This window comes from Achromobacter aegrifaciens (assembly GCF_902859735.1).
Taxonomy (GTDB): domain Bacteria; phylum Pseudomonadota; class Gammaproteobacteria; order Burkholderiales; family Burkholderiaceae_B; genus Achromobacter; species Achromobacter aegrifaciens.
In genome coordinates this window covers 796,546-810,068 of record NZ_CADIJY010000001.1, presented here as the reverse complement: position 1 = coordinate 810,068, position 13,523 = coordinate 796,546, and the positions used below count along the sequence as shown (strand labels likewise).

At 65.4% G+C, this 13,523-nt stretch carries 11 protein-coding genes; 5 read left to right on the top strand and 6 right to left on the bottom strand.

The window, feature by feature from the left end; all coding sequences use genetic code 11:
- Nucleotides 1-163 precede the first annotated feature (163 nt).
- A complete protein-coding gene (gene metG, locus HV766_RS03695; RefSeq protein WP_054452003.1) occupies nt 164-2,230 on the top strand; it encodes a methionine--tRNA ligase in 2,067 nt (688 codons plus the stop codon).
- A 73-nt stretch (nt 2,231-2,303) separates the two neighbouring features.
- On the opposite strand, the gene HV766_RS03690 is transcribed toward metG, so the two are convergent.
- The 3 genes from HV766_RS03690 to HV766_RS03680 all read right to left on the bottom strand — a co-directional run bounded on the left by HV766_RS03690 (nt 2,304) and on the right by HV766_RS03680 (nt 4,584).
- Complete coding sequence (locus tag HV766_RS03690) at nt 2,304-3,041, bottom strand: sulfurtransferase (RefSeq protein ID WP_054452004.1); 738 nt, start codon at nt 3,039-3,041, stop codon at nt 2,304-2,306.
- A gap of 85 nt (nt 3,042-3,126) precedes the next feature.
- Entirely contained in the window at nt 3,127-3,924 is a 798-nt protein-coding gene (locus HV766_RS03685; RefSeq protein WP_175180584.1) for an META and DUF4377 domain-containing protein, read from the bottom strand.
- Between the two features lie 129 nt (nt 3,925-4,053).
- Nucleotides 4,054-4,584: an META domain-containing protein gene (locus tag HV766_RS03680; protein WP_054452006.1), complete on the bottom strand. Its 531-nt coding sequence runs from the start codon at nt 4,582-4,584 to the stop codon at nt 4,054-4,056.
- A 307-nt stretch (nt 4,585-4,891) separates the two neighbouring features.
- On the opposite strand from HV766_RS03680, the gene HV766_RS03675 reads away from it, so the two are divergent.
- Complete coding sequence (locus HV766_RS03675) at nt 4,892-6,040, top strand: acyltransferase family protein (protein WP_175180583.1); 1,149 nt, start codon at nt 4,892-4,894, stop codon at nt 6,038-6,040.
- On the opposite strand, the gene HV766_RS03670 is transcribed toward HV766_RS03675, so the two are convergent.
- Nucleotides 6,021-6,416 (bottom strand): helix-turn-helix domain-containing protein, encoded by a 396-nt coding sequence (locus HV766_RS03670; protein WP_119450332.1) that lies wholly within the window; start codon nt 6,414-6,416, stop codon nt 6,021-6,023. The genes HV766_RS03675 and HV766_RS03670 overlap by 20 nt on opposite strands.
- 664 nt (nt 6,417-7,080) lie before the next feature.
- On the opposite strand from HV766_RS03670, the gene HV766_RS03665 reads away from it, so the two are divergent.
- Complete coding sequence (locus HV766_RS03665) at nt 7,081-7,896, top strand: response regulator transcription factor (RefSeq protein WP_119450333.1); 816 nt, start codon at nt 7,081-7,083, stop codon at nt 7,894-7,896.
- A gap of 431 nt (nt 7,897-8,327) precedes the next feature.
- On the top strand, nt 8,328-9,539 hold the full coding sequence (gene kch / locus HV766_RS03660) for a voltage-gated potassium channel protein (RefSeq protein ID WP_054452010.1): 1,212 nt from the start codon (nt 8,328-8,330) through the stop codon (nt 9,537-9,539).
- 3 nt (nt 9,540-9,542) lie between these two features.
- On the opposite strand, the gene HV766_RS03655 is transcribed toward kch, so the two are convergent.
- The gene (locus tag HV766_RS03655; RefSeq protein WP_125470123.1) at nt 9,543-11,117 is read right to left on the bottom strand and encodes an EAL domain-containing protein; all 1,575 of its coding nucleotides are present in this window, start codon (nt 11,115-11,117) and stop codon (nt 9,543-9,545) included.
- Nucleotides 11,118-11,214: 97 nt separating this feature from the next.
- Complete coding sequence (locus tag HV766_RS03650) at nt 11,215-11,832, bottom strand: TetR/AcrR family transcriptional regulator (protein WP_054452012.1); 618 nt, start codon at nt 11,830-11,832, stop codon at nt 11,215-11,217.
- Nucleotides 11,833-12,026: 194 nt separating this feature from the next.
- Between HV766_RS03650 and HV766_RS03645 the strand changes: the two genes are divergently transcribed.
- Nucleotides 12,027-13,505 (top strand): efflux transporter outer membrane subunit, encoded by a 1,479-nt coding sequence (locus HV766_RS03645; protein WP_175180582.1) that lies wholly within the window; start codon nt 12,027-12,029, stop codon nt 13,503-13,505.
- The last annotated feature ends 18 nt before the right edge of the window (nt 13,506-13,523 follow it).

The window sequence follows — 13,523 nt, the reverse complement described above, 5'->3', positions numbered from 1 at the left end:
TGCCGTGTATTCGCGCCCATCCCCGCATTCTTTCGCAACCCGCCTGATTCGCCTGCCGCGAAGGGTGGGTTGAGCCATTGACGGGCCGCTGTCCGGCAAGTCTGCGCGCTTGCCCTAAAATGGCCGGCCTACCCCTTTTTTCCCTCAACCTCCAAAGACAACCATGTCTCGCACCCTTTTTGTCACCACAGCGCTGCCCTACGCCAACGGATCTTTCCACATCGGCCACATCATGGAGTACATCCAGGCCGATATCTGGGTTCGTTCGATGCGAATGGCGGGCCACACGGTGCACTTCGTGGGTGCGGACGACGCGCACGGCGCGCCGATCATGCTGAAGGCGGAAAAGGAAGGCATCACGCCGCAGGCCCTGGTGGCGCGCTACGCCGCCGAGCGCCCGCAGTACCTGAACGGCTTCCACATCCGCTTCGACCACTGGCACTCGACCGATTCAGCCGAGAACGTCGCGCTATCGCAGGACATCTACCGCGCGCTCAAGGCACAGGACCTGATCGAAACCCGCTCCATCGAGCAGTTCTACGATCCGGTCAAAGGCATGTTCCTGGCCGACCGCTACATCAAGGGCGAATGCCCCAAGTGCCACGCCAAGGACCAGTACGGCGATTCCTGCGAAGTCTGCGGCGCGGTCTACGCGCCCACCGAGCTGATCAACCCGTACTCGGCCCTGACCGGCGCCACGCCGGTGCTGAAGTCCTCGGACCACTTCTTCTTCAAGCTGTCCGATCCGCGCTGCGTGGAATTCCTGCAGCAATGGACCACCGGCTCCAACGCCGCCGGCGGCAAGCATCTGCAGCCTGAAATGCTGGCCAAGACGCGCGAGTGGCTGGGTTCGGACGATGGCGAGGCCAAGCTGGGCGACTGGGACATCTCCCGCGACGCGCCCTACTTCGGCATCGAGATCCCGGACGCGCCGGGCAAGTATTTCTACGTCTGGCTGGACGCGCCCGTCGGCTACCTGGCCTCGCTGAAGTCGTATTGCGCGGTCAAGGGCATGGACTTCGATGCGCTGCTCGATCCTGCCGGCCCCACCGAACAGGTCCACTTCATCGGCAAGGACATCGTGTATTTCCACGCGCTGTTCTGGCCCGCGATGCTGAAGTTCGCCGGCCGCAAGACGCCTGACGCCGTGAATGTGCACGGCTTCATCACCGTCAGCGGCGAAAAAATGTCCAAGAGCCGCGGCACCGGCATTTCGCCGCTGCGTTACCTGGAACTCGGCATGAACGCCGAATGGATGCGCTACTACATCGCCGCCAAGCTGAACGCCCGGGTCGAAGACATGGACTTCAACCCCGAGGACTTCATCGCCCGCGTCAACAGCGACCTGATCGGCAAGTACGTCAACATCGCCAGCCGCGCCGCCAGCTTCATCACCAAGCATTTCGATGGCGTCCTCGGCTATTCGGGCGACACCTCGGCGCTGGCCGCGGAGTACGCCGAACAGGCGGAGTCCATCCGCGCCGCGTTCGAGGCGCGCGAATACAACCGCGCCATCCGCGAAATCATGGCCTACGCCGATCGCATCAACCAGGCGTTCGACACGGCGCAGCCCTGGGTGTTGGCCAAGGGCATCGCCACCGCCGATGACGCTCAGAAGGCCGCCCTGCAGGACATCTGCTCGCGCTCGCTGGCCGGCTTCAAGGCCTTGTCCGTGATGCTGGCGCCGGTGCTGCCGGCGCTGTCCGAACGCGTGGCGCTGGAACTGTTCGGCGCGCAGGCGCCTTTCACCTGGGCCGATGCCTCGGTGCTGCCGCAGCGCGTGGCGCCCTTCAAGCACCTGATGCAGCGCGTCGAACCGCAGATGCTGGAAGACCTGTTCGAGCCGCCGGCCGCCCCCGTGGTGGTGCCTGGCGGCGAGCCCATCGCCGAGACCATCTCCATCGACGACTTCGCGCGCGTCGATCTGCGCATTGCGCAGATCGTCAACTGCGAACACGTGGAAGGCTCGACCAAGCTGCTGCGCCTGACGCTGGACGCGGGCGAAGGCCGTCACCGCAACGTGTTCTCGGGCATCAAGTCGGCCTACAAGCCGGAAGACCTGATCGGCAAGCTGACCGTCCTGGTGGCCAACCTGGCTCCGCGCAAGATGAAGTTCGGCGTATCCGAAGGAATGGTGCTGGCCGCCAGCCATGCGGATGAGTCCGTGGACGCCGGCATCTACGTGCTGGAACCCTTCCCCGGCGCCAAGCCCGGCATGCGCGTGCGCTGATCCCGCGCCCCCGCTGAATGCAAAAAGCCCGCCAGTTCAAATCGGCGGGCTTTTTGTTATTGAGCGCGGTACATCAGGCCTTGCTGGGCGCCAGCGCCGGGTCCAGCGAAATGCGTTCGTCGAAGACGAAGCATTTGCCGTCATAGCCGGGACCGCCGGTTTCCTCGAAGTACTTGAGGATGCCGCCATCGAGTTGGTAGACGTGCTCGATGCCGGCCTCGTTCATGTAGATCGCGGCCTTTTCGCAGCGGATCCCGCCGGTGCAGAAACTGACCACGGTCTTGCCTTCCAGTTCGGCCCGGTGCGCCTGCACCGCCGCAGGAAATTGCGTGAAGCGTTCAATGCGCCAATCGATGGCGTTCCTGAAGGTGCCTTCGTCGACCTCGAAGGCGTTGCGCGTGTCCAGCATGACCACGGGCCGTCCGGCGTCGTCCATGCCGGCCTCGAGCCAGCGCGCCAGCGTCTTCGCATCCACGCCGGGCGCGCGTCCCGCCTCCGGGCGGATCGCCGGATGATTCATGCGGATGATCTCGCGCTTGATCTTCACCAACAGCTTGCGGAACGGCACCGCCGCGCTATGGCTGAACTTCACTTCCAGGTCGGCGAAGCGCGGATCGGCGCGCAGGGTGCGCAGAAACGCGTCGATGCCATCCGCCGAACCCGCCAGGAACAGGTTGATGCCCTCTTCGGCCAACAGGATGGTGCCCTTGAGCGCGGCCAGGCCTGCCTCGTCCAGAAGGCGGGCGCGCAACTCGGGCAGAGCATCCAGCGAAACGAATTTGTAAGCGGCGATATTGACGACGGAAGTCATGGAAAAGCGGAAAAAAGCGGGCGGCGAAAGGCGTAATAGTAATCGCTGGGCGGTTTTCCCCGCCCGCCGCCCCGTTTGATCCGGCTCAACGATTGACGATTTCCTGCTCGACCACCGCGTCCAGCACCCACTGCAACGTCGACGCGTCGGCCGGCGGATTCGGGTTGCGGACCTCGACCACGCGCAAGCGGTAACGCACGCCAGGCTGGAAGTTGAACCCCGTGATTTCGCCGTACCAGAGCTGCCAGGGCTGTCCGGCGCTGTCGCGCACCTGGTAGCACATGGCGCGGCCCGCGCCGGCGGTGCAAGGCACGCGCTCCGAATTCACGTAGACCAGCTTGGTCGGTCCCTGCTGGCCGCCTGCGATGGGATCGGTGCGGCGTCCGAAGTCCAGCCTGTCGCCCGAGCTGAGCACCCAGGTCATGCGCTGCGGATTGTTGGCGTTGTCCACCGACGTGGCGGTGATGCTGGTCAGCGCAGCCAGGAAATCCTGCTCCAGCTTCATGTTCTGCGGCGCGCAGGCCATCATGGTCGACACCGGGCGCCCCTGCACGATCAGCAGGCCGTTGGCAACGGTATAGGAGCCGTTGTACTGGTTGCAGCCGGAGAAACCGGAAATGCGCGGCGCCCCCTGGTCATGGACGAAGCTCGCCGTAAGCGGGCGCGAATTGGAAGAGGGATGCGGAATCTGCCGCAAGCCGCCGCCGGGCAAGGTCCAGCGCGCCAGATCCCAGCTGGTCTGCGCCAGCATGTCGGAAGCGGAAGCGGGCTGAAAGCGCGGATCCTGGCCATCCGCGGCACGCTTGGGCGGCGCCGAGCAGGCGGCCAGGCCGATGGACAACAGGCAAGGCGCCAGCCAGCGCAAAGACGCGGGAAGGGACATGAGGGTCTCCGAAAAAGCGAGGAATGCAGCGCCCGCGCAAGGCGGCGGGCCGGACCACGCCATTGTAGGCGCGGCCTGGCGCCGTTATTCGCGGCTTAACACTCTTTGATACGCGGTCCGCTGGCTACGTCAGGGGGTGGGCGGATCCTGGCGCCGCGCGAACTCCAGCACGTCGCCGCCGCGCAGATTGAAGGTCAGGTGCCGCGGCGCGCCGCCGTTGTCCAGCGTGAACGTGTCGATGGACGCCAGGCCGCGCAGATAGTCCGCTTCGAGGCGGGCGCGTTCCGGCGCGGGGCAGGCCATGCGCGTGGCGGCGGGCGCGTCGATGTAGAGCTTGCCGCCTTCGAGCTTGTAGGTGCCCATGTAGCGGTTGCAGCCGGAAAAGCCATTGACGCGATATTGCTTGCCTTGCGCCAGGAAGGTCAGGCGTACCGGTTCGCCGTTGTCGCCATGGGGAATGTCGCGTAGCGCGCCGCCCGCCTGCGTCCAGCGCACCAGTTCCCAACTGGTCTGGGCCAGCGAATCCGCGCTGCTGGCGGCGTTGGCCGCAGCTGCGCCTTGCGGGCGCGCGCCGCCAGTCGATCCGGCGCAACCGGCCAGGGCCGCTGCCAGCAGAGCCGGAGCAATCAAGCGGCAACGCGTGGACAAGAGCTTGGACATGTACGGGACTCCATCAATTACACATCCCTCGACTGTAACCGCCCTTTCGGTCCAGCACGCGTGTTCTAAGCCCATAAGCGGTATCCAAAAGCAGCACGGCAAATGCATGGCCACGCTCCAATTGCATGGCCTTGCTGCATCGAACGCCCCATGGCGGCGGCACACATCGACGCGCAGAATCAGTACAGATCGTCATCCGTGCCTGGCCGGCATGCAAGGCGCGGCAGCCGATCGCAACGACCGCAGGCGCAGGTGTCCGGCTCCTCACGGGGGCCAAAAATAAGATCAATCCGGGGGAGACACGGCGATGGGCTTTTTGAGAACCTTGTTGGCATTGTCGGTGGTGCTGGACCATCTGGGCGCAGGCGCCACCAATCATCTGGTGGGCGGCCGTCTCGCGGTACAGCTGTTCTACGTCATTTCGGGCTTCCTGATTTCCTATGTGCTCACCGCCACCGACCACTATCAAGGCGCGGTGGGCAAGTTCTATGCAAACCGCTTCCTGCGGCTGTTCCCGATCTATCTGGCCGTTGCGGCGCTGACGCTGGCCGCGCACGTGATGAGCGGCGGCGCATTCTTCCGCATCTACGACGCGCTGCCCTTCAGCGCCGAACTGTTCCTGGTGCTCTCCAACATTTTCATCATGGGCCAGGACTGGCTGATGTTCTTCGGCATCGAACATTCCGCGCTCAAGTTCACTGGCAACTTCGCGCACAGCGAAGTCCCGCTTTACGAAGGGCTGCTGGTGCCGCAGGCCTGGACCCTGGGCGTGGAGATGAGCTTCTACCTGGTCGCTCCCTTCATCCTGCATTCGCCGCGCCGGCTGCTCGCATTGCTGGCCGCATCGCTGGCGTTGCGCGGCGTGCTGATCGCCACCGGCATAGGCTTGGGCGATCCCTGGACGTATCGGTTCTTTCCGACCGAACTCGCCCTGTTCCTGCTCGGTTCGCTGTCGCACCAGGTGCTTTTGCCGCGCTATAAGGCCTGGACGCAACGGATCAAGCGCCTGCCGGAAATCGGCACGGCCGTGCTGGCGGTCTACTGTGTGCTGCATTTCTCGATCGCCATGAACCAGACCGTGCGCGACGGCCTGGCCGTGCTGCTGTTCGGGGCGCTGCTGCCGCTGGCCTTCCTGTTCCAGTCGCGCCACAGGCTCGACAAGGCGATCGGCGAGTTGAGCTACCCGATCTACATCTGCCATTCGCTGGTGATCATGTTCTTCAAGTGGCTGCTTGAAGAAGCGCATCTGGACCAGCCGCTGCTCTTCATGGCGCTGGTGATCACGAGCACCATCGCATTCTCGGCCCTGCTCAACAGCGTGATTGCGGATCCCATCGAGCGTCTGCGCAGCCGCCTGCGCACCGACGACCGCGATCCCGCGCCTGCGTCCGACACCCGGCGGCGCCCCGCTGGCGCGCCCGCGCAGCCCCTCGGGTCTATTCGCCGCGTGCCTTGATGTAGGCGGCCAGCACTTGTTCGATCTGCCGTTTTTCCTGGGAGCTCAGGCGCGCATAGGTGGCATAGGAGATGGATTCGAACGGCCAGGCGGCAGGGAGCGCCACACGCTCCGCGCCCGCCTGGATGACGCCCGGCTCCGGGTTCAGCATCGGCCCCTCGCCGGTGCTGAGCCACATGGGATTGACGCATAGCGCGCGGGTCAGCTTGATGAGCGCGTCGCTGGATGGCCGCCGGCGCTGCCCGCTCTCGTAGTTGCCGATAGCGCTTTGCGACAGGTTGCTTGCGACCGCCAAGTCCTTTTGAGTCCATCCCTGAAGCATTCTTGCGTTGCGCAGACGATGGCTAAACGTGTCCAATCGATCAACCTGAGACATTAATAAGAATTTATTTATTTGATTAAAACATCTCAATACTGGCGCCAAATAAACGGATTACACCCGAATTGCGGGGCTAATCCGTAAATCGCGCCACGTAGCCGACTGCGCGCGCTTCAAGCCTGTTCCAGGCGCCTCGAAGCGCGTCGATGCGCCATAAAAAAGACCATATCTATCATTGGCTTGCATTTGCCACATCGGTATTGCCGCGCAGCTGCATCCCTGTCATGCAAGCGTGCCGCGGCGGCAAGAGCGTGGCGAGTTTAGGGCGTTTCACGTATTCAAAATCGAAAATAATGTATCGGCGATACATAATGCGTTAACACCCGCTTCCCAAAACAAACAGTATTTCAAGCGTTTCCATAGCGCTGCCCCTGCGCTTTCTGTTACTGTCAGAAACTACAGAAACGTATCTTCACAAAAAAACACGCCCGTGTTTAAATGAAACACGGGCGTGACTTCCAAGCAGCATCGAAGCATGGGCGGCCATCGGCGTAAGCACGAAACCAGGGGCAATCCCCCCCGGGCCTCGCGCCCATCCGAACAACACCGCCCGGCGCTCTCGCGCCTCGGCGCGCAGCACAGGGAGACGGGTATGACACGCAGCGCCCCGCCTAGGCATCAGGCACAGCCGCCCAGGCCTGTCTCCTCATTGGAAGCATCAATGAACAACACGCTGGATGTCATATTTCTGGGCCACGACGACGCCAGGCATGCCGGACTCATCGAAGCCCTTTCGCACCTGGGTTTCAATGTGCGCCGCTGCCATGACCTGGCCGACGTCTACGACAGATACTCGCGCCGCCCCTGCCCGCTGGTGGTGCTGAAAGCGCCCCTGCCCGACATCCACAATGCCGCCGTCCGGCTGCGCGCCGTGGACCGAGGCCTGGGCATTGTCGCCATTGCCGCATTCGCCGATGCCGAAAGCCGCATCCGTACGCTGCTCTGCGGCGCGGATGCCTGCCTGCCGCCGGACGTATCCGGGCTGGAGCTGGCGGCGGCGCTGCAGGCGCTGGTGCGCCGCGCCGTGGGCCTGGACGGCGCGGACGCCGCATCCGACGGACACACGCTGGATGAATCCATGCACGACACCTGGCGCCTTGCGAACAAGGGTTGGACCCTGATCAGCCCCACGGGCCGCACGCTGGGGCTGACCACCGGCGAGCGCGACTTCCTGTCACGGCTGGTCAACGCGCCCGACCGCAAGGTCAGCCGCGACGCCTTCTACGCGGACGGCGCGGACGAGGCCGACAGCGGCATCTCGCGGCGCCGCTTCGTGGACGTCATGATCAGCCGCTTGCGGCGCAAAGCGGCGGCCAACGAGATGACGCTGCCGATCCGCGCCGTGCATGGCTGGGGCTACATGTTCGCAGCGGACATCACGCTGGACCTGGAATTTCGGGTATCTGGGGAAGAAAGCCGCCTGGAGGCCCAGGGCGACTGGCGCCGAGAAACGGCGGACGCGAACGCGTCCATTTGAGGTCCGGCCCGCAACGGGCCAGGACGAAAAAAACGCGGCGCTGCCTCGAAAGGTAAGACGCCGCGCTAAAACAACACGTGAGCCTGGAGTCATCAGCCGGCACTGATGCCTACTACCTGGATCACGCGATTCCAACATTCGTGCCTCATACTGCTCACGTACGGTCAGACCGTGAACCTGGGCGGGGTCTCTAGTCCCTGCACAGGCTGCAACGTGATCAACGCCAGGCGATTCGTCCGTTTGCTAAAACAGCGGCCGTCCCGCCCTTATCAGCGGCGTTCCTCATGGATAGCCGCTTGATGCACGAAGTTTAGGACCTCGGGCAGGTTTGCAGTAATTCTTTGTTGATAGCCTTCCATACATATCTGGTATAGCGCGGCACGCCCCCTACAATGCCGCCAAAGGACTTGGGATCCGTTCCCGCCAAAGCCATGCCCACACTACCCGTTCCCCTCAAGCACCGCTTGCGCAAGCTGCTGGCGCTGTTTCCGCCCAATTGGTGCCTGGCCATCCTGGTGGCGCTGGACGGGTACGCCTTCATGCATCCGGTGCTGCGCGAGGTGCGGGCGCGCGAATACGGATTCTGGCTCGCCATCGACAACTGGCATGAGGTCATGCGCGTGGTGGGCCTGCTGGAGATACCGCGCCTGGTGTTAGGCGTGGGGCTGCAGGTCATCGCGCTGGGACTGATCCTCAAGGCGCGCATCGCCTGGGCGTTCTCGCTGGTGCTGCTGATCGGCGTGGGCACCTTCGCCATCATGGGAGACAGCGGCCGCGCCGGCCTGGGCATCTATACGCTGGTCCTGGTCATCGCGCTGATCGCCTACTGGCGCCGTTTCGACCGCGCCAGCGTGACCGCCGGCTCGCTGTTCGCCCTGGTCAGCATGCTGTCGCTGCTGATCTACGCGGTCTTCGGCACGCTCTATCTGGGCAACGAATTCAATCCGCCCATCACGGACGCCACCACCGCGCTTTACTTCTCCATCGTATCCATGTCCACGGTCGGTTATGGCGACATCACGCCGCACACCGGAACCGCGCGGCTGTTCACCGCGTCGATTATCATCCTGGGCATCACCATCTTCGCCACCTCCATCAGCGCGATCGCCGGGCCGGTGATCGGCGGCAATCTGAAACGGCTGGTCAAAGGCAGGTTCTCCACCGCCATGCGCAAAAATCACATCATCATCGCGGGCGCGACGCCCCTGGCCATGAGCGTTTACGACGGCCTGCGGCGCCGCGGCGACGAAGTCACCGTCATCGTGCCTCCTGGCGTGCCGCAGGAATATCCGGCGGCCACGGACCTGATCGAAGGCGACCCGTCCAGCGTGGATGTGCTGCACAACGCGGGCGTGACCCGCGCGCGCTACGTGCTGGCGCTGCGCGACGACGACGCCGAGAACGCCTTCATCGTGCTGGCCGCGAAAGAAGCTTGCGGCGAAAACGGCGCCAAGACGGTCGCGCTGGTCAACACCAGCAAGCACCTGGAGAAGATCCGCCGGGTGAATCCCGACCTGGTGTTCTCCGTGCAACTGCTGGGCGCCGAGCTGCTGGCCCGCGCCATCAACGGCGAGCCCATGGACAGCCAGAGCATCACCGACCTGTTCTTCGCCAAGGCCGCCCCCAACGGCAAAGCCGCCTGAAGACTACGCGTCGCCGGGCGGTTCATGCCCGGCGTACCAGCGCACGAACTCGGCCGACGGCATCGGCCGCGCAAACAGATAGCCCTGGATGAACGCCACGCCGCGCGCCTTCAGATAGTCGAACTGATATGGCGTTTCCACGCCTTCCGCCACGACCGACAGCCCCAGACGGTGCGCCAGCGTGATGATGGCGTCCAGCACTGGCGCTTCCTCGCCCGCGGGCCCGATGGCCTGCACGAAGCCCTGGTCGACTTTCAGGTAGTCCACCGGAAATTTCTGCAGGTACGACAACGAACAGTGGCCGGTGCCGAAGTCGTCGATCGCCACGCGCAGGCCCTGGGCGCGCAAGGCATCGATGTTGCGCCGTGCCTGCCCGTTGTCCATGATCAGGCTGCGCTCGGTGATCTCCAGCACCACCAGCGGATGCCGCGCCGCGATCTTGGCCGCGAAGGCCTGGACGTCGGGCAGCAGTTCCACGCTGGATAAGTGTTCGGCCGCGATGTTCACGCCGATGTGGAAATCCGGCGGCGTGGGCCAGGTCCGCATGTCACGTTCGATCAGCGTGAGCAGATGCTGGGTCAGCGGAATGATCATGCCTTCGGCCTCGGCCTCGGCGATGAAGACGTCCGGGCGCACCGGCCCGATGCCCGGCCTCTCCCAGCGCATCAGCGCCTCCACGCCCTCGCAGCGGCCCGTGGCCTGCCCGTACACGGGCTGGTAGTGCACCAGGAACTCGCCAGCCCGCATGGCGCGGCGCAGGCGTTCCTTGAACGAACGCCTGCTGACCTGCAGCCGGTGCGTGGCCACGGCCAGGCCCAGCCCGAGCAGCAGCGCCACCGGCAGATACGTCGCCATGGACCGGGACCACGCGCGCACCAGGGTCTCTGGCGGCGCCAGGACGTTGACTCTCAGGCCCGTCGCGGTGGCATCGTCCTCGTCGCGCAGCGGCACCGCGCGCGCCGCCGCGCCGCCCCAGGAATCGCTGCGTATCGGCGCGCCGTTCCTGCCGACGACCAATTCCAGCTGCAGGTCGTCCATGGTGGCCACGGCATTCACCAGGTCCTGCACGTAGCGGCCATCCACCACCACGATGCCGCCATGGCCGTCGGCGCCGGACTTGCCTATGAGGATGGCCGGCCGCTCCGGCGCCAAGGGCGTGCCGGCCACCGAGATCTGCCAGTGGTCCGACACGATGTTGATTTTCCACTTGCTGAAATCGTCGAGCGAGGCGTCCACGGCGCCTACCGCCGATGAGCAGTAGACGCGCTGGTTACGTACCAGGACCAGGGAACGAAAATACGGATTCAAGGTGCCCCAGCGCTGCAGCATGGGCAGCACCTCGTCACAAGGCTTGCCCGCCTGTTCCGCCACCCGCCCCAGCATGTCCTGGGATTGGATGAGGATGCTCTCGGCCTGGGCGCGCACGATGCGCGCGGCGGTCTCGCCTTCGAGCCGCTGTGCGTTGTGCGCTTGCAGCCATGTCCAGCCAACACAGGCCAGGATGGGAAGCACCAAAGCCAGGGCCACTGGCAGATAACGCCAGGACGGTGTGTCGCCAGTCACTCCCGATGTCGCCATGTCACCTCGCCGCGTAGGTCGTGCATGGCCGCCGCGCGACCAACTCTGGATAGGACACCAAGCCGGGCGCAGCGTCAAGGAACTCCGGGGCCCTCCGTCACGCAGGGCTCTGGCGCAGAAGCTCGCAGATCAGCGCCACATGCGCCTGCCGCCGCTCGGGCAGGTCGATGCGCTCGTCAGGTCCCATCAGCGCAGACATGACCAGGGTATGAACGATGGGCGACAGCAGCAGCCAGGGATGCTTGAGCGCGACGCAATCGGCGCACAGGCCGCGGTCGCGCGCGCGCTCCAGCAGCCGCGCGATGTCGGTTTGATGCGCCTGCGCGGTCTCCTGCCGCCAGCGCGCGGCCAGGTGGGGCACGCGCCCGCTTTCGGCCAGCAGCAGCCGCATGGTGCTGATCATGGCCGCGTTTCCGAGGCTGACGTAGAGATGATTGACGATGCGTTCGGCCAGATGGCGCGGCGACTGGGCGCCATCCACCACCGCCTCGATGTCGAGCCGCGAGGGGCTGAGGTGGCGCGTCAGCAGGGCTTCGAACACCGCTTCCTTGCTGTCGAAATGCGCATAGAGCCCACCCTTGGACAGGCCAGCCCGCAGCGCGATGTCATCCATCCTGGCGCCGGCATAGCCCGCCTGCGAGAACTCCTGGAGCGCGGCATCGAGAATCTGCCCGATCCGCACCACCGGAGGAAGACGACGGCGCTGCATGACCATCCCTCTGCTCCCTGTATATGTGCAATTCATTAAAAACCGACCAGTCAGTCGCTACTTTGATTCTGATCAAGGAATGCGTAGCCGCCGCACTGCACAATATCTGCAAGCATGAACCCGGTATCGGGTCCGCCCCGAAGGCGGCGTCACAAGCCTGCCCTGGGACGCGCCCGGCCCCCGCGCTGGAGAGACCCCGCATGACACTCCGCCCGTTTCCGGCCACGATCGCGACGCGCCTCGTTCCCGCAGCCCTGCTGACGCTGCTGGCCAGCGGTTGCGTGTCCATGGCGCCCGACTACGAGCGCCCCGCGCTGCCCGTGCCTGCCGCCTATACAGCCCCAGGGCCCGAAGCGACCGCGGCCAACGCCGCAGCCGCCGCCGAAATCGGCTGGCGGACCTACTTCCCCGATCCAGCGCTGCAGACGCTGATATCCACCGCTCTGGACAACAACCGCGACCTGCGCCGCGCCCTGCTGCGCGTAGAAGAAGCGCGCGCGTTGTATGGCATCCAGCGCGCCGACCAGTTCCCCACCATAGGCGTGCAAGCGGACGGCTCCCGCGCCCGTGTACCGGGCGACCTGAACCTCACGGGACAGCCGCTGGTCTCCAGCCAATACCAGGTGGGCCTGGGCATGGCCAGCTGGGAGCTGGACTTCTGGGGCCGCGTGCGCAGCCTGAAGGACGCCGCCTTGCAGAATTACCTGGCCTCGGATGCGGCCGCGCGGGCCGCGACGCTGAGCCTGGTCGCCGAAGTGGCGGACAGCTACCTGTCCTTGCGCGAACTGGACGAGCGCCTGGCGCTGACCCGCGAGACCATCGCCTCGCGCGAAGAGTCGCTGCGCATCTTCCGCCGCCGCTTCGAGGAAGGCGCAATCTCCAAACTGGACCTGACCCAGGTCGAAACGCTGTGGCAGCAGGCCAAGGCGCTGGGCGCGGACCTGGAACAGACCCGCGCCGCCCAGGCCAGCGCGCTGGAGCTGCTGGCGGGCGCGCCGCTGAACCTGCCCAAGCTGCCCACGCGCCTGGACGACAACGCCGTCATGCGCGAGTTGCCGGCGGGCCTGCCCTCGGACCTGCTGGTCAACCGTCCCGACATCGTCGCCGCCGAACATCAGCTCCAGGCCGCCAACGCCAACATCGGCGCGGCCCGCGCCGCCTTCCTGCCGACCATCACCCTGACCGGCGCGTTCGGCACCGCCAGCAGCGAGTTGGACGGCCTGTTCTCGGGCGGCAGCCGCGCCTGGAACTTCGCGCCCAGCATCAGCCTGCCGATCTTCGACGGCGGCCGGCGCTCGGCCAACCTGGACCTGACCGAAGCGCGCCGCGACCAGGCCGTGGCCGCCTACGAACAGACCATACAGACCGCCTTCAAGGACGTGTCCGACGCGCTGTCCGCGCGCTACTGGCTGGCGGAACAGGTGGACGTGCTGCGCGCCACCGTGGCGGCGCAGAGCGAACGCGCCCGCCTCGCCCAACTGCGCTACGACCATGGCGCCTCGCCTTATCTGGAGGTGCTGGACGCGCAGCGCGATCTGCTGGCGGCCCAGCAGAAGCTCGCGCAGACGCGCCGCGCCCTGCTGTCCAGCCGCGTGCGGCTGTATGCGGCGCTGGGCGGCGGCACGCAAGCGCCGCCCGCGGCGCAGACCGCCTCCGCGCCAACCGCCAGCCCCCGATAAACCAATAATCAAGGATCC